Raw genomic sequence first — 19,529 nt, forward strand, 5'->3', positions numbered from 1 at the left:
CGGTTCACCCGGCTGATGGTGGCGCTGGAGGCCCCGGTGCGCTCCAGGATGTCGTTGTAGATCATGCCGTCGTCCAGCAAAGAGGCCACCTCGAAGCGCTGCTCCATGCTCCGCAGCTCCGCCACGGTGCAAAGGTCCTGGAAAAACTCATAGCACTCCTCCTCGTCCCGGAGCTGGAGGATGGCCTTATAGAGCTGGCCGCTTTTTTCTTTCTTGCCGATCTTCATGAGAAGTCCTCCTGTCCTCAGTTCGAACACCCCTATTTTAACATTTCAGCGCGCGAAAGTAAAGGGGGAGGGCATGGAAAATTTCACGCGGGAAAAGCCCTCCCCGCCGTCACCCCCTCCCCCCTGGGCGCATAGGCTGGAGAAACCAAGTCTGGAGAGAGGAGCGGTGGCTGTGGGAGAGCGTCTGACGGAGCTGCGGACGGAGCCCTTCGCGGCGGAGCAGGAGTGGGAGGTGGAGGGCGTGCCGGTGCTGTCGGCCCAGGCGCAGGTCCCCCTGCCGGTGCCGGCGGAGGGCCGGACCGCCCGGAGGATCGAACGCTTCTACCGGCTGCAGTGCCGCTCGTTCCTGCGCTACTGCGAGCGCTGCCTCTACCCCCAGGCGGCGGCGGAGCACCGCGCGGCCCTGGAGGCCAGCCGCCCCCTGCCCATGTCCCGGGCGGAGATGAGCTATCGGGTCACCTATAACGAGGGGGGCCTGTGGAGCCTTTACACCCAGGTCCGGGAGACGGTGGGGCCGGGCCCGGCCACGATCGTCCGCCGGGGGGACACCTGGGACCTGGCGGCGGGCTACCCCGTGCCGCTGAAGGACTTCTTCCCCGCCGGGACGGCCTGGAAGAAGCGGCTCCTGGCCCACGCGGCGGAGGAGATCGCCCGCCGGGAGCGGGCCGGGGCGGGCCGCTGGCGGGAGGGATGGCGGCAGGGGCTGCGGCGGTTCAACCCTCAGGATTTTTACCTGACGGAGGAGGGACTGGCCTATTTCTGGCCGATGTATGCCCTGGCCCCCGCGTCGGAGGGGGTGGCGGTGTTCCTGCTGCCTTATGGCGGGGAGGGAGGCCCGGCGAGGGGGATGGGGCTGCCGTCGCTGTCGAAGGCTTCGCACCCCAGCGAGGAGGGGTAGATGATGCAGTCATAGAGCCGCAGGACGCCGCAGATGCGCCGGATGGCGGTCTCCTCGTCATGACGCCGCAGACGATCCAGCGATCCTGATACGGACCGGCATCGGCTCTTTCGCGACGGGGGGTTCTAACATGCTGGGACCTGACATGATAAAACCTCTAAAAAACAGCGCTCCCTACGTGTATGTAGGTATTATCGCAAGGACAGTCCATATTATCAAGATAAGATCACGATATATATGGAGTGTTTTTATGAAGCGCAGTACGCCCATGGATCGAAACATCGGCGCGAAGGTCAAGTTCTACCGGGAACGGATGGGACTGACACAGAAGGAATTAGCCGCCCGCCTCCAAGTCAACGGCTGCGACCTGTCGGAGACCATAGTGGGGCATATCGAGACTGGACACCGAGCGGTCTCCGTCTTCGAGATCGACAAGCTGGCAGAGGTCCTGCAAGTGGATTACAACGCCCTGTTCGCTCAGGACTGAGCAGGAGAGACAGCCTCCGCAATAGGACCTCAAAACGAATAGGATATCATGGAGAGGCTTTGATGAAACGCAGTACGCCTATGGACCGGAATATCGGCGCGAAGGTCCGGCATTATCGCAGGGAAAGGGGCCTGACACAGAAAGAACTGGCCGCACAGCTGCAAGTCGATGGATGCGACCTTTCTGAGATCATGGTCGCCCAGATCGAGATCGGCCGCCGGATGGTCTCCGTCTTCGAGATCGACAAGCTGGCGGAGGTCCTGCGAGTGGACTACAACGCCCTGTTCGCCCAGGACTGAGCGAAAGAGAGACAGCCCCACGGGCTGTCTCTCTTTTTATCCTATGGACCGCCGCCTCACTTCACGGCCTTGACCACCAGGCGGGTCAGGGCGAAGAGGCCGATGGCGTTGGGGATGACCATCAGGTTGTTGAACATGTCGGACAGCTCCCAGACCAGATCGTTGGAGGCCAGGGTGCCCAGGAAGATGAACACCAGAGCGATGAGGGTGTACACCACGGTGGACTTCTTGCCGAAGAGGTAGGTCATGTTGATCTTGCCGAAGAGGTTCCACCCCAGGATGGTGGAGAAGGCGAAGAAGAACAGGCAGACCGCCACGAACATCGCGCCCAGCCCCTCGCCGAACACCACGCCGAAGGCCGTCTGGGCCAGGTTGGCCTTGCCGATGGTCTCGGTGACGGAGCCGGTGTAGCCCGCGGCCAGGGGGCCGTCGGCGGTGTAGAGGGTGGAGATGATGACGAGGGCGTTGAGGGTCAGGACGATGAAGGTGTCGATGAACACGCCGATCATGGCCACGATGCCCTGATCGTGGGGGCAGGCCACGTTGGCCAGGGCGTGGGCGTGGGGCGTGGAGCCCATGCCGGCCTCATTGGAGAACAGGCCGCGCTTGGCGCCCTGGCTCAGGGCGATCTTCAGCGCCGCGCCGAAGCCGCCGCCCAGGATGGCCTGGGGCTGGAAGGCGTATTTGAAGATCATGCCCAGGGTGGTGGGGATGTACTGGATGCGCATGGCCAGGACCACCAGTCCGCCCAGGACGAACAGGGCCGCCATGATGGGGACGATCTTCTCCGTGACGGAGGCCAGCCGCTGGACGCCGCCCAGGAAGATGACGCCGCAGATGACCACCAGCACCACGCCGACGATCCAGGAGGGCACGCCGAAGGCGGTCTGGAAGGTGGAGCCGATGGAGTTGGACTGCACCATGCAGCCGAAGAAGCCCAGGGCCAGGATGATGGCGACGGAGAAGAAGCCCGCCAGGAACTTCCCGAAGCCCCCCTGGAAGGCGGTGGTGATGTAGTACACGGGACCGCCCTGGATGCTGCCGTCCTTGTCCTTGATCCGGGTCTGCTGGGCCAGCACGGCCTCGGAATAGATGGTGGCCATGCCGAAGAAGGCGATGATCCACATCCAGAAGATGGCCCCGGGGCCGCCGGTGAGGATCGCGCCGGAGGCGCCCACGATGTTGCCGGTGCCCACCTGGGCGGCGATGGCGGTGGCCAGGGCCTGGAAAGAGCTCATGCCGCTGGCGTGCTTGTCGCCGGTGAGGGTCAGGTCCCCGAAGACCTTGCGCACCCCCTCGCCGAAGCAGCGGATCTGGACGAAGCGGGTCTTGATGGAGAACCAGAGGCCCACCGCGATGAGCAGGCCCACCAGGATGTAGTCCGAAAGGTATGCGTTGATGGCCTGCACGATGGGCAGGAGCGTGCTTTGCAGTTGCTGTAACATATCAGTTTTCCCCTCCTAAAAAGTAAAAGGAACGGCTGGACGCCGCTCCGAACGAGGGACAGGGAGACACACGGGCAGACCGCCCGCGCCGACCCACTCTGTCCTTTTACCTGAGAGATTCGGCGGCCGCTCCCACGCGCCGCCTTGCACCTTCGGTACCCGCTGCCGGGTTTCTCCAGAGCCACATCCATCCCCGGTCCCTGCCTGTGCCCAGGCGCCTGAGAGTTTCACTCCTTCGGCAGGCTCTCGCCGTTCCCCCGGGGATATCCTTTGCCGTTATCCGATTGTAGCATTACCTTACCACGGCCCAGGGGGGATGTCAATCGTGCATTTACACAAAATGTCCGCGAAACAGCGACGGATATTCTCTCACCGCGGACAGCCGCGGACAGCCGCGGCCCGCCGGGGGACGGCGGGAGCCGCTCCGGCCGGTCGGACGGGGAGAGGAGCGGAGGGCCGGAGAGTGGGGGGGGAGCCCCGCGCCGCCCGGTCTCGGGAGCCCCCCGGGGACCTGCCCAGTTTGTCGAAAAAGTAGAGAGAACTACATCGACGGGAAGGAAGAGAGTTACGAGAGGGACCCAGGAAGGGTCCCTTTCGTTTTCGATAAATAAGTTTTCAGAACTTTCAAAAAAGTTCTGAAAACTTGCTCAGGCTGTCGAAAAGACTTTTTCGACAGACTGAGACGCCGGGAGCGCATCGCGCTCCCGGCGTCGTCCCGGTTCACAGTTCCCGCACGGAGATGACCCCGGCGGTGGCGCGGATGTCCGTCTGGAGATGGTCGACGTCCAGTCCCTTGTGCAGCCGCAGGGTGAAGATGGCGCAGGCGTTGTGCTTCTCGTTGGAGTTGGAGTGGATGATGCCCATGTTGAGGATCTTCAGGCCCCGCTCCCGGAACTCCCGGAGGAGCTCATCCAAGGTGGCGTTGCCGCTGTACTCGATGTAGAGGTTGACCTCCGGGGCGTTCTCCAGCATCCGGTATTCCACGCGGGAGAAGAACAGCTCGGCGATCATGATGAGGGCCGTGGCGAAGAGGCCGCCCTCGTAGAAGCCGCCGCCCAGGGACAGCCCGATGATGGCCGCCGCCCAGAGGCCCGCCGCCGTGGTCAGGCCCTTCACCCGCTGGCGGCGGGTGACGATGATGGTGCCGGCGCCGATGAAGCCGATGCCCGCCACCACCTGGGCGCCCAGGCGGGCCATGTCGGTGTACTGGCCCAGGACCAGGTAGAGGTATTGGCTGGTCAGCGTGGTCATGGCCGCGCCGAGGCAGATCAGGATATGGGTGCGGAAGCCCGCCGGGCGGCGCTTGTACTCCCGCTCGATGCCGATGATGCCGCCGCAGATCACCGCCAGCGTCATCCGCAGGGCGACGGACGCGATGGTCACGTCCCGCAGACCGTCGAAAACAGACAGCATGTTGGTCCCCCCTCCTTAAATATCGTGGACGACGTATACGTCGGGCAGCTCCGAGACCGTGGCCAGGATCTTGGCGTGGGTCCCCTTCTGGTTCATCCGCAAAGCGAAGATGGCGTTGGGATGCTGGGACAGGGTCTGCTTGCCGTGGTCCACCTCCACCTCGTAGATCGTCACGTCCTGGGCCTTGATGCGGTTGATGATCTCCGCCACGTCGTCCAGGGACTGGAACTCCACGTAGATGTTCATGTTCCGGGCGTTCTCGATGACGTACAGCTCCACGGCGGGCAGCAGGTGCACCACCAGGAAGATCAGCAGGAACGCCAGCCCCACGCACTCGTAGAACCCCGCGCCCACGGCCAGCCCCATGCAGGCCGAGGCCCAGAGGCCCGCCGCCGTGGTCAGGCCCTTCACCTTCTGCTGGCCGGTCACCAGGATGGTGCCCGCGCCCAGGAAGCCGATGCCGTTGATGACCTGCGCGCCGAACCGGCTGACGTCGGTGCGGACGCCGATCTCCGAGGCGATGGGGGCCCAGACGCTGTGCAGCATGTGGTTCTCGTACTGGCTGAGCAGCATGGTCAGCGCCGCGCCCATGCACACCAGCATGTAAGTGCGGAAGCCCGCCGGGCGGTGCTTCCTGGCCCGCTCCAGGCCGATCATGCCGCCGCAGAACATGGCCAGCGTCAGCCGCAGCAGCACGGAAGCCGTGTTGATCTCCCGCAAGTAGTCCAATCCGTGTAACACCGGACTCGCTCCCCTCCTGTCAGATGCCCGGCCCCGCCGGGGGAAAGAAAAGGGAAGGAGCGGACGGACCGCTTCTTCCATGACCTGTTCGAAGACGCGGCGGAAAACGTTTGCACTGCATCCGCCCTCTGCGCCGCTGAGTCGAGATTCATTATAAGCAAGCCCTCCGGTTTTGTCAACGTTTTCCGGCATCGAAGATGCCTTTTCGGCGGGCCTGACAAATAAGGACAGCGGTTTTTGGCATTTTGACAGTGAAAAAGTACGGGCGGCAGAGCCGCCCGTACGCAAACGTTATCCGTCCCCGGTCACCGTCCGACCATGATGTCCAGGATCTCCCGGTCCGTCTGGCGCATCCCCTGCCGGGCCAGGCGGCCCACGCTGGCGATGGTGGCCTCCACGCCCTCTTTGAGGATGCCCTCGCCGGCGGTGAACTGGTTCTGCCCGCCGGCGTACATCTGCCAGCCCAGCAGGCCCGCGTCCACGGCGGCGGCGATCTTCGCCGCGCAGGAGGGCTTGGCCCCGTCGCAGACCATGCCGGAGCAGATCGCCAGCGTGTTGACGATGGTGTGGGCGATCACGTCGTACCGCCCGCCGTGGAGATAGGCGATGCCGCAGGCCGCGCCGCACCCGGCGCTGGTGGCCCCGCAGAAGGCGGAGAGCCGCCCGATGCCCGTCTTCTGGTGGATGGTGATCAGGTTGGACACCGCCAGGGCCCGGAGGAGGTCGTCCTCCCCGGCGCCCATGTCCCGGGCGTACTCGATGACGGGCAGGGAGGCGGTCATGCCCTGGTTGCCGCTGCCGGAGACGATGATCACGGGCAGCTCACAGCCGCTCATCCGGGCGTCGGACCCGGCGGCGGCGGCGGATTTGGCCCGCAGGGCCGCGCTGTCCCCGCCGGCCGAGCGGAGGGTCTTCCCCACCTGGGCGCCCCAGCCGCCCTTGAGGCCCTCCGCCGCGATGGCGGTGTTATAGGCGATCTGACGGCCCAGGACCTCCCTCACGTCGGCGGGGTCCAGGCAGTCGGCGAACCGGACGATCTCCTCCACGCTGAGGATGGAGCGGTCCGTCTGCACGTCGGCGCTGTCGGAGGCGGAGGCCGACTGGAAGAGGGCCTGGCCGTCCTTCTGGATGAGCACGATGTTGGTGTGGAAGTCCACGATCTCGCAGCAGGCGCTGTGGCCCTGGGCCTCCACGGTGATCTTGATATAGAAGACCCGGTCCCCCCCGGCGGGGACGACCTCGAAGGCGCACGTTTCCAGGCACCGGCGGATCGCGGCCCGGCCCTCGTCCGTGACCTGGGAGAGGACCTCCAGCTCCAGGTCCGCCCGCCCGGCGGCGATGCCCGCGGCGGCGGCGCCCTCCAGGCCCTTCATGCCGCCGGTGTTGGGGACGGTGACGGCCTTCACGTTCTTGATGATGTTCCCGCTGACTTCGACTCGACATCGCTCAGGGGTCAAGTCCAGGGCCTCCCGGGCCTTGGCGGCGGCCAGGGCCACGGCGATGGGTTCCGTGCAGCCCATGGCGGGGATCAGTTCCTCCTCCAGGATCTTCAGGTAGCTGGCGTAATGCGGGGTCTTGTTCATAGAGGTCCCTCCTTTGTTGAGATATCCCCATTATAAACAAAAAGGGACGAAAAAACAAGGGAACCCCCCTGCCAGATCTGACAGGGAACGGCAAAACGGCGGGCCCCGTCCCGAGGCCCGCCGCGCTTCAGCGGATGACGTTCATGTACAGCCAAAGCCCGAAGGGGATGACGATCTGGAGGGCCAGGATCAGCGGCACGCCGAACCGGAAGGCTTTGTGGAGGGTCTTATGATGGAAGGCCCGCATGGCGAGCAGGGCCCCCACGCTGCCGCCGATGGCGGAGAGGATCAGCAGCGTCTTTTCCGGCACCCGGCGGACGGAGCTTTTCTTCTCCTTCCGCTTGGCCTTCCACTTGTCCACGCCGAAGACGCAGAAGGTGACGGCGTTGATGAGCACCAGCCAGACGGCCAGCAGGCCCCAGGGGGAGCCGATGACGGCCCAGAGGAAGTCGTTGTGGGCCTTCGGCGTGAACAGAGTTTTCTCACGGGGAACGGCGGAGAGCAGGATCGTGTCCATAAGGTCACCTCATTTGCAAAATGGACCGGCCGGTCTTTCAGCCGGTCCATCTTGACACGGGATTCAGTCCTTGGCGAGCTTGCTCAGCTCCGCCGCGGTCTTCGCGGCCAGGCGGGCGTTGTTGTACACCAGCTGGATGTTGCTGGCCAGGGAGTCGCCGCCGGTGAGATCCTTGATCTTCGCCAGCAGGAAGGGGGTGGTCTCCTTGCCGTGGATGCCCAGCTCCTTGGCCTCGGCCACGGCGTCGTCGATGGCTTTGCCGATGACCGCCGCGTCCATGGACCACTCCTCCGGGATGGGGTTCGCCACCAGCATACCGCCGCCCAGGCCGGAGTCCTGCTTGACATAGAAGATCTTGGCCAGGTCCTCGGGGGCGTCGATGCGGTAGTCCACCCGGAAGCCGCTCTTGCGGGTGTAGAAGGCGGGGAGCTCCTCGGTGCCGTAGCCGATCACGGGCACGCCGTGGGTCTCCAGGTATTCCAGGGTCAGGCCCAGGTCCAGGATGGACTTGGCCCCGGCGCAGACGACCATGACGGGAGTGCGGGCCAGCTCCTCCAGGTCGGCGGAGATGTCCATGGTGGTCTCGGCGCCCCGGTGGACGCCGCCGATGCCGCCGGTGGCGAAGACCTGGATGCCCGCCATGTGGGCCACGATCATGGTGGTGGTGACGGTGGTGGCGCCGTCCTTCCCCTGGGCCACCAGGACGGGCAGGTCCCGGCGGCTGGCCTTGGCCACGCCCGCGCCGGTCTTGCCCAGGTAGTCGATCTGCTCCGGGGAGAGGCCGGCTTTCAGCCGTCCGCCCAGCACGGCGATCGTGGCGGGGACGGCCCCGTTCTCCCGGATGATGGACTCCACCTTCAGGGCGGTCTCCACGTTCTGGGGATAGGGCATCCCGTGGGAGATGATGGTGGACTCCAGGGCCACCACCGGCTTCCCGGCGGCCAGGGCTTCCTGCACTTCGGGGGCGATGTCGAGATACTTGTTCATGTTCATGATGAAACCTCCAAATATGATCGATCTTTCGATGGATGAACGCTCATGCACCGAGGCGGGCCTTCAGCGCGGCCTCGCTCATCTGCGGGTTGATGGTCTCCCCGCTCTCCATGGCGATGGAGGAGGCGGCGAGGCCCGCCCGGGCGGTCTCCGCCAGGTCCGTGCCCTGGAGATAGGCCCAGGCGATGGCGGCCATGAAGGCGTCGCCGCAGCCCGTGGCGTTGACCAGCTCCGCCGGGAGGCAGGGGAGATGGACCCGGCCGCTGTGGTCGGCGGCGAAGACGCCGTCCGCGCCCAGGGAGAGGAACACCCGCCGCAGCCCCGTCTCCAGCAGGACGTCGGCGGCCCGCTCCAGGCTGGCCTCGTCGGTGATGGGCACGCCGGAGAGGAGCTCCGCCTCCAGGCGGTTGGGCTTCAGGGTGTGGAGCCTGCCCAGGACGGGCTTGAGCTTCACGGCCTTGGCGGTGGAGACCGGGTCGGCGAAGAGGGGCGCGCTGCACTCCTCCGCGAGCCAGGCGATGCTCTCCTCCGGGATGTTGGTGTCCAGCACCACCACTTGGCTCCCGTCCAGGAGCGCCCGCCGCTGGGAGAGGAGCTGGGGGGTCAGGTGGGAATAGATCTCCATGTCGCTGACGGCCAGGGCCATGTCGCCCCGCTCGTCGTTGATGAAGAGGTACGTGGAGGTCCGCCCGCCGGGGATGATGGGGGAATGGGAGATGTCGATGCCCAGCTCCGCGCAGCTGGCGGCGAGCTTCTGGGCGTTGAGGTCGTCGCCGAAGGCGGTCACCAGCCGCACGTCCAGGCCCAGCAGGGCCATGTTGTGGGCGATGTTCCGCCCCACGCCCCCCAGGGAGGAGAGGACCGCGCCGGGGTTGGAGTCCCGGGCCACCAGCGCCGCCGAGGGGCGGCCCCCGATGTCCACGTTGACGCCGCCGACGACGGTGACGTAGGGCGCGGTCTGGACGATGTAGCCCTTGCCGGTGATATAGCCTTTCTTCATCAGGTTGGAGATATGCACGGCGACGGAGGAGCGGGTGATGCCCGCCTTGTCCGCCAGCTCTTTCTGGGAGATCAGGGGGTTCTCCTCGATCCAGTTCAAAAGCTGCCGTTCCCGCTTGGTCATGTTCCACCTCCGAATAAGCAAATACTTAGTAAGCTCATCTAATGCTTATTTTACACGAGATCCCCGATTTGTCAACCCCAGATCTTTACTTTCTCCCCATTTTGTCCGATCCCGCCCGCGCCGCCGGATGCCGCTCCTCTCCTCCGTCCCGGCAGATCGGGGACCATCGGTCCGTCCCAGGCGGCCGACCGTCGGCTTCCTCTGGACGGGGAGGGGCCTTTTGGGTATACTGGGGGGCAGAGAGGAGGGAGAGACGTGAGGATCGATGTGGAACTGGACCCGGAGCTGAGGGAGCTGCTGGTCAAGATCCTGGCCCCGGGGGAGTCGCCCGAGCTGGCGGCGCTGCTGGGGCGGCTGGAGGGGCCGGAGCGCCTGCTGGGCTTCCAGGGCCCGAAGGCCGTGCCGCTGGAGCCGGGGGAGGTCCTGCGCTTCTACGGCGAGGACAAGGAGGTCCGGGCCCAGACCGTGGACGGGCGGGCCTACACCGTCCGCCTCCGGCTCTACGAGCTGGAGGAACGGCTGGACCGGCGGACGTTCATCCGGGTGTCCCACTCCGAGATCGTCAACTGGGAGCGGGTGACGGCCTTGGACCTGAGCCTGACGGGGACCATCCGGGTGACGCTGGAGGGCGGGACGGCCACCTATGTCTCCCGGCGGTATGTGAAGAAGATCAAGGAGGTGCTGGGGATATGAGCGAGCGCGAGGTCTGGCGGGAGTTCGTCCGCCGGGCGCGGCTGGGGGCCCCCTGGGGGGGCCTGGCGGTGATCATGCTGTTCGTGGCGGGCAGCGCCTTCGCCTATCCCAGGCCGGAGGGGGCCTGCGTGCCCCTGGTGACCGCCGCCATGGCGGAGGCGTATGGGGATCCGGTGTCCGCCGCCTTCGTGCAGATCTTCTGGTCCGGCCTGCTGGGCGCGGCCCTGGGCACCATGGAGGTCCCCTTCCTGCTGGAGCGGCGGACGCTCCTCTGGTCCGCGGTCCACTTCCTGGCCACGGCGGCGGTGGCCTCCCTGGCGGGGTGGCGGTGCCGGTGGTTTTCGTATATGGATACCTGGCTGTGCCTGCTGGGGCTGCTGCTCTTATGCTATGTGCTGAAGTGGCTGGTCCGCTTTTTGGAGTGGCAGGCGGACGTGCTGGCGATCCGGAGGTCCTCCGGCCTGGAGGCAGCGGAGCCGCCCTGGCGGACGCTGGCGCCCTACCTCCTGCTGGCGGCGGCGGTGGAGCTGCTGCTGCCGCCGGGGCTGATGCTGGCGGACGCCCGGGACTTCCCGGTGCTGACGGGGATCTTTTACCCCTTCCTCATCCTGCCCCTGTCCTGCTTTTTCGGCGCCTGCCCCCTGGGGAGGCGGCTGCGCCGCTGGTGGCTGGCCTATCCCCCGGCCTGCGCGGCGCTGACGCTGCCCTGCGTGTTCCTGGTGTACAACCACACGGCGCTCTTCCAGGTCTGGGCGGCGGGGCTGTCCGCCCTGGCGGGGGGCTTGCTGGGCATGATCCTGCGGGAGAAGAAAAAACTTTGACGGACCGGGAACGAAACCGCCTCCTTTCCCGACTAAACAGGAAAAGGAGGCGGTCTTCATGAAGCTCTGGAGATTTGGTTTGACGCTGGCCCTCTGCCTGTCGCTGTCCGCCTGCGGGAGCGCCCCGGCGGCGGGGCCCTCTTCCCCCGGCGGGGAGAGCGGGGCGGACGCGTCCCGGACCGGCGCCCCGGCGGGGGCCCCCGGCTCCGGGGGATCCCGCCTCTCCCTGGACCCGGACGAGGAGCCCACAGTCGTGACCTGCCGCATCGTGGATGGGGCGGAGGACGGGGATCTGCTCCTGGCGGAGCTGGGGGAGGGCCTTCACGGCGGGGGCGGGGTCTACCGGCTGGACACGGAGGATGTGCCCGTGACCCTGGACGGCGGACCGGCGGGCCCCTCCGCCCTGGCGGACGGCATGACGGTGGAGGTGGCCTTCAACGGCATGGTGATGGAGACCTTCCCCGCCCGGTTCGGGGAGGTCTATGGCGTGACGGCCTGGTCCATCGGCCGGGGGGAGGACCCCGGCGGGACCTGCTATGACCTCTGCGGGCTGTACCTCCAGGTGCTGGACGATCTGTGGAACAAGGACCCGGCATTGAACGAGGACATCTCCGTAGCGGGACTGGACCTCTCCCGGGCCCCCGGCGGGCTGAGCGAAAGCGAGGAGGCCGCTCTGGCCTGGCGCTTCGGGGAGACGCACGGCGTGGAGGTGGTGGCGGGGACCTTCGACGAGCTGAAGGAGCAGGGCTATTTCTCCGCGTCCTCCGTCAGCACCCCCAAGCCGGAGGACGGGGAGGACAGCCCCCTCTGGTATCAGTGGGAGGACGGGTGCCTGTTCTCCATCACGCCCAACGAGGAGCACGCGGAGGAGATCTGCTCCCTGCCCACGCTGTTCTTCAACGCGGAGAAGTGGCGGTCCCCCCTGGGAGCGTACTGCTTCTATGACTGTTCCGCCGTGTGGCCGGAGTGCGGGACCTGGAGCGGCTACAGCATCGGCGGCGAGATGATCTCGTGAAGGAGGGATGGCTTGTGAGACGGATCGGCATCTCGATCGTTGCCCTGGCGCTCCTGCTGACCGCCTGTGCCGCCCCGGCGAAGGGGCCGGAGCGGACGGAGACGGAGGGCCGTCTCCTGCTGGCGGAGGACGGGGGCGCCCTGCTGGTGGCGGAGGACGGGACCCCCATGGTCCTCTCCGCCCAGGCGGAGGGAGAGGACCCCTGGGCGGGCTTCCAAAGCGGGGACCGGGTCCGGGTGACGCACGACGGCGTATGCGAGACTTATCCCGCCCGGACCGGAGTTTACGAGTGGGAGCGGCTGGAGGAGGGCACGCTGGCGGACGTCCCGGAGGAAGCCCTGGAAAGCCTGGAGGCCCTGGGCTGGGACTTCGGCCGGGAGGCCCACGGACCGGCGGCGGAGCCCCAGACGGCGGAGGGCCCGGTGACGGTCTATTGCGGGAACACCGTGACGGAGGTGACGCTGGAGGGGGAGACCTACTCCTTCTGGGGCGGCGACTCCGTGACCCTGACGGACATCGTCATCCACTTGGACTACGATCCGGAGGCCGTCTGTAAGTGCCTGCCCGAGTTCACGGTGGATACGGAGTTTGGGGGCGGCTACGGCGTGAGCCTGACGGAGAGCTACGTCCGCTGCGAGGCCGGCCAGGCCCCCCTGACGGCGGAGCAGACGGACGAGATCCGGGGGATCGTCGAGCGGAACTGTGGATGAAAAACGACAGCGCCCTGGGGCTCCCCAAGGCGCTGTCGTTTTTTAGAAGTCCGCGCTCCCCACGGTCCTGGGATGGGGCAGGACGTCCCGGATGTTGCTGACGCCCGTGAGGTACATCACCATCCGCTCGAAACCCAGGCCGAAGCCCGCGTGGCGGCAGGTGCCGTAGCGCCGCAGGTCGCAGTACCACCAGTAATCCTCGGGCTTCATGCCCAGCTCCTGGATACGGGACTCCAGGACCTCCAGGCGCTCCTCGCGCTGGCTGCCGCCGATGATCTCCCCGATGCCGGGGACCAGGCAGTCCGCCGCGGCCACGGTCTTGCCGTCGTCGTTGAGGCGCATGTAGAACGCCTTGATCTCCTTGGGGTAGTCCGTGACGAACACCGGGCGCTTGTAGACCTGCTCGGTCAGATACCGCTCGTGCTCCGTCTGGAGGTCGCAGCCCCAGAAGACCTTGTAATCGAACCGGTCGTTGTTCTTCTCCAGGATCTCCACGGCCTCGGTATAGCTCACCCGGCCGAAGTCGGAGTTCGCCACGTGCTCCAGCCGCTCCTTGAGGCCCTTGTCCACGAAGCTGTTGAAAAAGTCGATCTCATCCGGGCAGCGCTCGCGGACGGCCTTGATGACGTACTTGATCATGGCCTCGGCCACGTCCATATAGCCCTTGAGGTCGCAGAAGGCCATCTCCGGCTCGATCATCCAGAACTCGGCGGCGTGGCGCTGGGTGTTGGAGTTCTCCGCCCGGAAGGTGGGGCCGAAGGTGTACACGTCCCCGAAGGCCATGGCGAAGTTCTCCGCGTTCAGCTGGCCGGAGACGGTGAGGTTGGCGGGCTTGCCGAAGAAGTCCTGGGAGAAGTCCACCTTCCCGTCCTCGGTGCGGGGGGGATCTGCGGGATCGAGCGTCGTGACCCGGAACATCTCCCCCGCGCCCTCGCAGTCGCTGGCGGTGATGATGGGGGTGTGGACGTAGACGAAGCCCCGGCTCTGGAAGAACTCGTGGATGGCGAAGGCGGCGGCGCTGCGGACCCGGAAGGCGGCGGAGAACAGGTTCGTCCGGGGCCGCAGGTGCTGGATGGTCCGCAGGAACTCCACGCTGTGCCGCTTCTTCTGGAGGGGGTAGTCCGGGGTGGAGGCGCCCTCCACCGAGATCTTGGCGGCCTTCAGCTCCAGGGGCTGCTTGGCCCCGGGCGTGAGGACCACCGTGCCGGTGACGATGAGGGCCGCGCCCACGTTCTGGGCGGCGATGTCTTTGTAGTTCTCCAGGGCCCCGGACTCCATGACCACCTGGAGGTTCTTGAGGCAGGAGCCGTCGTTCAGCTCGATGAAGGCGAAGTTCTTCATGTCCCGGATGGTCCGGGCCCAGCCGCCTACGGTGACGGTCTGGCCGGCGAGGGCTTCCTGGTCGGCGAATAACGCCGCGATCTTCGTGTAGGTCATCGTGTTCACCTGATTTCTGTTATTTCATATGGATGCTACATTATATCACATCCCCGCCCTTTTGCAAGGGGGGAGGCGCTTTTCGCCCCGCCCCGGCGCGGGGAGTCAGTCCCGGCGGCCCCAGTTGGGGACGAAATCGCACTCCGGGCAGCGGAACGCCCGCCAGACGAAGGGCCGTATGGTCCAGTCCCGGGCGCTGAGCTTCCTCCCGCAGAAGGGGCAGCGGCGGAAGGCCAGGATCTCCCCCGCCAGCATCCCCGCCATGCCCAGCAGGAACGCCCCGATCAGCCAGGACGACAGCCACGGCGGCGCATCCGCGGGAGACCGGCCGACATACGCCAGCAGCGCCGCCGCGGCCAGCGCCAGGAGCAGGCACGCGTCCGCCAGAGCGGCCGTCCTGCGGAAGCGCCGGGCCCGGCGGGCCTTCTCCTCGCGGCTCATGGACAGGTCCGGCCGGGGGCCGTCGGGATAGAAGATCTTCATGCCAATCCCTCCTGTTCAGGCTATGATCCAACCGTATACACCGATCCCCGCCCTCCGGGCAAGGGCTCACTTATGATATCGCGTCCCCGCGCCGATCTGGAACGCCCGGTAGATCTGCTCCAGCAGCATCACCCGGGCCAGATGGTGGGGGAAGGTCATGGGGGACATGGACAGCGCCTCCGCGGCCTGGGCCTTGACGGACGCGTGGAGCCCGTGGGACCCGCCGATGAGGAAGACCAGACGGCCCTCCCCCCGGCCGGCCCAAGCGGCCATGAGCCGGGCCAGCTCCTCGCTGGAGCGCATCCGCCCCTCCACGCACAGGGCCACCAGGATGGACGAGGGCGGCAGCTTCCCCCGGATGGCCGCCGCCTCCTTGGCCAGGGCGGCGTCGATCTGGGCCGGGGAGGGATCTTCCGGCAGACGCTCCTCCGCCAGCTCGACGATCTCCAGCTTGCAGTACCGGCTGAGGCGCTTGGCGTACTCCGCCGCCGCCTCGGCGTAGAACCGCTCTTTCAGCTTCCCCACGCACAGGAGGGTGATCCGCTGCATATCGCGCCTCCTTCCAGAGTGTAGGCCCCGCTGAGGCAGTCCCTGGGCGCGGCGGAGAGGCGGGGGGCCAGCCCCTCGGCCCGCAGGGCCGTCCCCACCGCCCGGAGGGCCATGGCGGGGGTGTTGTTCTCCCGGCTCAGGTGGGCCAGGACGATCTCCCGGGCCCCCGCCTTGGCCAGGGCGACGGCGAAGGCGGCGGCGTCCTCGTTGCGCAGGTGCCCGCCGGGGCCCAGGATGCGGGCCTTCAAATAGTAGGGATAGGGGCCGCTGCGCAGGGCCTCCACGTCGTGGTTGGCCTCCAGCACGGCGAGGGAGACGCCGGGGAGGACCGCCTCCGCCTCCGGGGTCACCACACCGCTGTCCGTCAGCAGGCCGAAGCCGCCGTCCGGGCCGTCGAAGCGGTAGCCGCAGGAGCCGGGCGCGTCATGGGAGGTGGGGAAGGCGCGGACGGAGCAGTCCTTGATGCGGAAGGAGGCGGAGGCCTCCTCCAGCCGTCCCTCCGGCAGGGCCATGCGGCGCAGCAGGTCTCGGCCCGCCGGGGCGGTGGCGTAGATGGGGCAGTCCGTGTGCTTGAGCAGGGTCTGGAGGCCGGAGACATGGTCGCTGTGGCCGTGGGTGAGGCACACGGCGTCCAGGTCCCGGAGGTCCAGCCCCAGGGACTGCAGCCCCTGGCGGATCCGGCGGCAGGAGATGCCCGCGTCCACCAGGACATGGCCCCCCGCCCAGGAGAGCAGCAGCGCGTTCCCGGAGGAACCGCTGGCGAGGGTATGTACGGTCGTCAAAGCGCAGGGCCTCCTTTGCCGTTCAAAAAGTCGCTGAACTCCTTCAGGTCCGCCTTGACCTCCTGGGGGAGGTCGTTGAAGTCCACGTTTTGGACCGCGCCCTCCAGGGCGTAGAGATGCACCAGGCAGACCCGGGGATAGAGGAGCTTCAGCCGGAGATACGCCTGCTTGGAGCCCATCCCCGTCAGCGCCTCGGCGGAGCCGATGCCCGCCGCCGTCAGCTTCCGGGCCATCTCCCTGCCGATGTTGCGCATGGATGTCAGTGCCGTCATGCCGTCCCTCCCCGGTCCTCACAAGCGCATGTACAAAAGCGGATAAGGCCCGCCCTGTTCGTCGGTCTCCGTCCGCCCGCAGACCCGGAAGCCCATGCGCTCGTAAAAGCCCCGGGCTTGGGGGTTCTGCTCGTTGACGGCCACTTCCCGGACGGCATAGCGTTCCATCCCGTATTGGACCAGCGTCCTGCCCAGGCCCTTCCCCCGCTCCTCCGGCAGGAGGAACAGCATCTCCAGTCTGTGCCCGCCGACGCCCATGAAGCCGGCGGGGAGCCCGCGCCCGTCCTCCGCGACGACCAGGTGCGGGACTTCCCGCAGCGCCTGGGGGACATACGCTCCGATGGCTTCGATCTCCTCTTTGGTGAGGAAGAGGTGGGTGGCTTTTACAGACCTTTCCCAGACCCCCAGCAGACGGGAGATCAGCTCCGGCGTCCTGGAGCCCGCTTCGACGATCCTCATGAGCCCTCCTCTGCAAAAACCGGGAGACAGGAGGGATCCCCCTCCGTCTCCCGGCAGATCTCCGATGTCAGCCCAGGCGGAGCCGCCGGTGTTCCTCCGGCTCGTCCACGGCCTGGATGTCCGCTCCCAGTCCTCGGAGCTTCTCCACCAGGTTCTCGTAGCCCCGCTCGATGTAGTGGATGCAGCTGATCTCGCTCTCGCCTTTGGCGGCCAGGGCGGCGATGACCAGCGCGGCCCCCGCCCGGAGGTCCGACGCCTGGATGGGCGCGCCCACCAGATGGTCCACGCCGTCCACCACGGCGGTCTTGTCGTCCACCTGGATGTTCGCCCCCATGCGGCGGAGCTCGTCCACATAGCGGTAGCGGCTGCTCCACACGCTCTCCGTCACCAGGGAGATGCCCTTCGCCAGGGAGAGCACCGTGGTGATCTGGGGCTGCATGTCCGTGGGGAAGCCGGGATAGGGGAGGGTCTTGATGTTGGCCCTGCGCAGCGGGGCGTTCCGGCGGACCAGCAGGGTGTCCTCGTGCTCCTCCACCTCCACGCCGCACTCCTGGAGCTTGGCGGTGATGCAGTCCATGTGCTTGGGGATGATGTTCTTCACCAGGACCTGGCCGCCGGTGGCGGCCACGGCGGCCATATAGGTGCCCGCCTCGATCTGGTCGGGGATGATGGCGTAGCTGCCGCCGCGGAGGCGGTCCACGCCCCGGATCTTGATGGTGTCCGTGCCCGCGCCCCGGATGTTCGCCCCCATGGAGTTGAGGAAGTTGGCCAGATCCACGATGTGGGGCTCCTTGGCGGCGTTCTCGATGACCGTGCGGCCCTCCGCCATGACGGCGGCCATCATGATGTTCATGGTGGCCCCTACGGACACCACGTCCAGATAGATGCTGGTGCCCTTCAGCGGCCCCTCGCCGGAGGAGGCGCGGATGAAGCCGCCCTCCACCACCACGGTGGCCCCCAGGGCGTTGAAGCCCTTCATATGCTGGTCGATGGGCCGGACGCCGCCGAAGTTGCAGCCGCCGGGCAGGGCGACCTCCGCCTGGCCGAACCGGCCCAGGAGGGCGCCGATGAAATAGGTGGAAGCCCGGATCCGCCGGGCCAGGTCGTAAGGGGTGCGGGTGGAGCGGATGTGACGGCAGTCCACCTCGACGGTGTGGCGGTCGATGCTGCGGACGCCCGCGCCCAGCTGCTCCAGGATGTCCAGGCACAGCGTCACGTCGGAGATCTGGGGGATGTTCTCGATGCGGCAGACCCCGTCCACCAGGAGGGCGGCGGGGATGATAGCGACGGCGGCGTTCTTCGCGCCGCTGATCTCGACTTCGCCAAACAGGGGCTTTCCGCCCTGTACGATATATTTCGTCAAAATATTGACCCTCTCTTCAAGCAACGTTTTGCCACGCCGGGACCTTGTGGAGGCGCACCAAGGACAGTTTGCCCGGCTGGCGGCGCTTCATACCCGCTTTGAGGGCGGGGAGGTTAAGATCTTGTTCACAGACTACGTTATCATAGCACAGCCAGGTGGAAAATGCAAACCTTTCCTTTTGTGTTTTTCCATAATGTTTTGTCGAAAAGGATCCGGGAGTTCCACGACGCGGGAAAAGATCCGGCCGGGAGGCCGGATCTTCAGAGCGTCGAAAAAGTAGAGGAGACTTCGTCGACGGGAAGGAGGAGCGTTTTTCGAGGGACCCGGGAAGGGTCCCTCGAAAAACGCGGGGCCCCGGGGCCCGGGTTCACGCCCCGCCCTCTCCGGTCCGGGCGCCCCCGGCGGTGACCGCGCCGGTATCGGCGTTCACGTAATAATCCTCCGTGTCGGTGACGATCCGCCAGGCCGGGGACAGGGACATGGACGCGTTGCTGGTCTGGAGCTCATAGCACAGCCGGGCGTCCGTCACCGTGGAGGCCACCACCGCGCTCTCCCGGCGCATCCGCTGGAAGGCCACCAGGGCCCCGGCGGCGGAGAGGGGCGCCTCCCCCGGGGAGGGGGCGCCGTCCTTGGGCAGGAGCGTGCCGCTGACGGCGGTGAGGACGCCGCGCTCGATGGTGAAGGTCACGGTGCAGTTGAAGACCGGCAGTTTGCCATAGACCGCGCAGGAGGAGGCGGAGCCGCTGCCGTCCCCGTCCAGGCGGATGTCGGGGGGCTCGTAGGAAAACGTCCGGCAGAAGTCCCGGCAGAAGTCCTCCGCGTCCCGCTCCGCCAGGATCCCGGACGCCTCGAAGCTGCCGCTGGAGCGGAACAGGGCCTCCCCCGCCGCCCCGGCGTAATGGTAGATGCCGCCGCCCTGGTCGGAGGAGGTGAGGGCGTCCCCCAGCAAAAAGGCGGCGGCCTGTTCCTCCAGGGCGGTGGCCCTGGAGAGGGCCACGCCGTCCGGCGGCGCGTCCCGGGAGATGGCCCGGGCGTCCAGGACCATGCCGTCCGCCTGGAAGAGGGCGGCCAGCTGCTCCGCCGTCCGGCGGGAGGCGTCCCGCTCCGCGGAGCGGCGCTGGGCCAGAGAGGCCAGCAGGAAGCCGTTCACCAGGACCAGGATCAGGATGATGATGTTTTTCAGACGGGAACGGTCCAAGGGCCGGCCCCCCTTTCAAGA

23 protein-coding genes and 1 riboswitch are annotated in these 19,529 nt (G+C 66.9%); of the genes, 7 read left to right on the plus strand and 16 right to left on the minus strand.

Translation table 11 applies throughout. The features are described 5' to 3' along the window. Positions 1-227: YerC/YecD family TrpR-related protein (locus QZ332_RS04330; protein ID WP_295762761.1), on the minus strand; the 227-nt coding region annotated here is incomplete at its 3' end. Between the two features lie 172 nt (positions 228-399). Here QZ332_RS04330 and QZ332_RS04335 point away from each other — a divergent pair. The 3 genes from QZ332_RS04335 to QZ332_RS04345 all read left to right on the plus strand — a co-directional run bounded on the left by QZ332_RS04335 (position 400) and on the right by QZ332_RS04345 (position 1,911). Continuing rightward, entirely contained in the window at positions 400-1,125 is a 726-nt protein-coding gene (locus QZ332_RS04335; protein WP_295762764.1) for an RsiV family protein, read from the plus strand. A 250-nt stretch (positions 1,126-1,375) separates the two neighbouring features. Further along, entirely contained in the window at positions 1,376-1,612 is a 237-nt protein-coding gene (locus tag QZ332_RS04340; RefSeq protein WP_295762767.1) for a helix-turn-helix domain-containing protein, read from the plus strand. A gap of 80 nt (positions 1,613-1,692) precedes the next feature. Then, a complete protein-coding gene (locus tag QZ332_RS04345) occupies positions 1,693-1,911 on the plus strand; it encodes a helix-turn-helix domain-containing protein (protein ID WP_295762770.1) in 219 nt (72 codons plus the stop codon). 56 nt (positions 1,912-1,967) lie between these two features. Here QZ332_RS04345 and QZ332_RS04350 read toward each other — a convergent pair whose 3' ends face one another. The 7 genes from QZ332_RS04350 to QZ332_RS04380 all read right to left on the minus strand — a co-directional run bounded on the left by QZ332_RS04350 (position 1,968) and on the right by QZ332_RS04380 (position 9,726). After that, positions 1,968-3,356 (minus strand): sodium:alanine symporter family protein, encoded by a 1,389-nt coding sequence (locus QZ332_RS04350; RefSeq protein ID WP_295762773.1) that lies wholly within the window; start codon positions 3,354-3,356, stop codon positions 1,968-1,970. An 88-nt stretch (positions 3,357-3,444) separates the two neighbouring features. Continuing rightward, positions 3,445-3,545: riboswitch (glycine riboswitch) on the minus strand. A 531-nt stretch (positions 3,546-4,076) separates the two neighbouring features. Beyond that, entirely contained in the window at positions 4,077-4,769 is a 693-nt protein-coding gene (locus QZ332_RS04355; protein ID WP_295762776.1) for an MgtC/SapB family protein, read from the minus strand. Positions 4,770-4,784: 15 nt separating this feature from the next. Beyond that, positions 4,785-5,510, minus strand: a complete 726-nt coding sequence (locus tag QZ332_RS04360; RefSeq protein WP_295762779.1) for an MgtC/SapB family protein — start codon at positions 5,508-5,510, stop codon at positions 4,785-4,787. Between the two features lie 305 nt (positions 5,511-5,815). Beyond that, positions 5,816-7,093 carry a serine dehydratase subunit alpha family protein gene (locus QZ332_RS04365; protein ID WP_295762782.1) on the minus strand — a complete coding sequence of 426 codons (1,278 nt, stop codon included), beginning with the start codon at positions 7,091-7,093 and terminating at the stop codon, positions 5,816-5,818. Positions 7,094-7,220: 127 nt separating this feature from the next. Beyond that, complete coding sequence (locus QZ332_RS04370) at positions 7,221-7,610, minus strand: DUF1294 domain-containing protein (RefSeq protein ID WP_295762785.1); 390 nt, start codon at positions 7,608-7,610, stop codon at positions 7,221-7,223. A gap of 63 nt (positions 7,611-7,673) precedes the next feature. Continuing rightward, the gene (locus tag QZ332_RS04375) at positions 7,674-8,603 is read right to left on the minus strand and encodes a pseudouridine-5'-phosphate glycosidase (RefSeq protein ID WP_295762788.1); all 930 of its coding nucleotides are present in this window, start codon (positions 8,601-8,603) and stop codon (positions 7,674-7,676) included. Between the two features lie 43 nt (positions 8,604-8,646). Then, entirely contained in the window at positions 8,647-9,726 is a 1,080-nt protein-coding gene (locus QZ332_RS04380; protein ID WP_295762791.1) for a PfkB family carbohydrate kinase, read from the minus strand. Positions 9,727-9,981: 255 nt separating this feature from the next. Here QZ332_RS04380 and QZ332_RS04385 point away from each other — a divergent pair, with 255 nt between their 5' ends. From QZ332_RS04385 to QZ332_RS04400, 4 genes are read left to right on the plus strand one after another with little or no spacing between them, the layout of a single operon-like run. Continuing rightward, positions 9,982-10,419 carry a LytTR family DNA-binding domain-containing protein gene (locus QZ332_RS04385; RefSeq protein ID WP_295762793.1) on the plus strand — a complete coding sequence of 146 codons (438 nt, stop codon included), beginning with the start codon at positions 9,982-9,984 and terminating at the stop codon, positions 10,417-10,419. Continuing rightward, positions 10,416-11,240, plus strand: a complete 825-nt coding sequence (locus QZ332_RS04390) for a DUF3021 family protein (protein WP_295762796.1) — start codon at positions 10,416-10,418, stop codon at positions 11,238-11,240. The genes QZ332_RS04385 and QZ332_RS04390 overlap by 4 nt, the downstream gene beginning before the upstream one ends. Positions 11,241-11,298: 58 nt before the next feature. After that, positions 11,299-12,255: a hypothetical protein gene (locus tag QZ332_RS04395; protein WP_295762799.1), complete on the plus strand. Its 957-nt coding sequence runs from the start codon at positions 11,299-11,301 to the stop codon at positions 12,253-12,255. Between the two features lie 14 nt (positions 12,256-12,269). Beyond that, the gene (locus QZ332_RS04400; RefSeq protein WP_295762801.1) at positions 12,270-12,965 is read left to right on the plus strand and encodes a hypothetical protein; all 696 of its coding nucleotides are present in this window, start codon (positions 12,270-12,272) and stop codon (positions 12,963-12,965) included. 42 nt (positions 12,966-13,007) lie between these two features. On the opposite strand, the gene asnS is transcribed toward QZ332_RS04400, so the two are convergent. From asnS to QZ332_RS04440, 8 genes are all read right to left on the minus strand, one after another. Next, a complete protein-coding gene (gene asnS, locus QZ332_RS04405) occupies positions 13,008-14,402 on the minus strand; it encodes an asparagine--tRNA ligase (RefSeq protein WP_295762803.1) in 1,395 nt (464 codons plus the stop codon). A 105-nt stretch (positions 14,403-14,507) separates the two neighbouring features. Continuing rightward, positions 14,508-14,885 carry a hypothetical protein gene (locus QZ332_RS04410; RefSeq protein WP_295762806.1) on the minus strand — a complete coding sequence of 126 codons (378 nt, stop codon included), beginning with the start codon at positions 14,883-14,885 and terminating at the stop codon, positions 14,508-14,510. A 66-nt stretch (positions 14,886-14,951) separates the two neighbouring features. After that, a complete protein-coding gene (gene rlmH, locus QZ332_RS04415) occupies positions 14,952-15,434 on the minus strand; it encodes a 23S rRNA (pseudouridine(1915)-N(3))-methyltransferase RlmH (protein WP_295762809.1) in 483 nt (160 codons plus the stop codon). Further along, positions 15,398-16,216 (minus strand): MBL fold metallo-hydrolase, encoded by an 819-nt coding sequence (locus QZ332_RS04420; RefSeq protein ID WP_295762812.1) that lies wholly within the window; start codon positions 16,214-16,216, stop codon positions 15,398-15,400. The genes rlmH and QZ332_RS04420 overlap by 37 nt, the downstream gene beginning before the upstream one ends. After that, on the minus strand, positions 16,213-16,488 hold the full coding sequence (locus QZ332_RS04425; protein ID WP_295762815.1) for a TfoX/Sxy family DNA transformation protein: 276 nt from the start codon (positions 16,486-16,488) through the stop codon (positions 16,213-16,215). The genes QZ332_RS04420 and QZ332_RS04425 overlap by 4 nt, the downstream gene beginning before the upstream one ends. Positions 16,489-16,506: 18 nt before the next feature. Further along, positions 16,507-16,947 (minus strand): GNAT family N-acetyltransferase, encoded by a 441-nt coding sequence (locus QZ332_RS04430; RefSeq protein ID WP_295762818.1) that lies wholly within the window; start codon positions 16,945-16,947, stop codon positions 16,507-16,509. Between the two features lie 67 nt (positions 16,948-17,014). Beyond that, positions 17,015-18,310, minus strand: a complete 1,296-nt coding sequence (locus tag QZ332_RS04435; RefSeq protein WP_295762821.1) for a UDP-N-acetylglucosamine 1-carboxyvinyltransferase — start codon at positions 18,308-18,310, stop codon at positions 17,015-17,017. Positions 18,311-18,677: 367 nt separating this feature from the next. Further along, positions 18,678-19,508 carry a hypothetical protein gene (locus QZ332_RS04440; protein WP_295762823.1) on the minus strand — a complete coding sequence of 277 codons (831 nt, stop codon included), beginning with the start codon at positions 19,506-19,508 and terminating at the stop codon, positions 18,678-18,680. Between the last annotated feature and the right edge of the window lie 21 nt (positions 19,509-19,529).

It is taken from the genome of uncultured Oscillibacter sp., from assembly GCF_910584465.1.
Taxonomy (GTDB): Bacteria; Bacillota; Clostridia; order Oscillospirales; family Oscillospiraceae; genus Oscillibacter.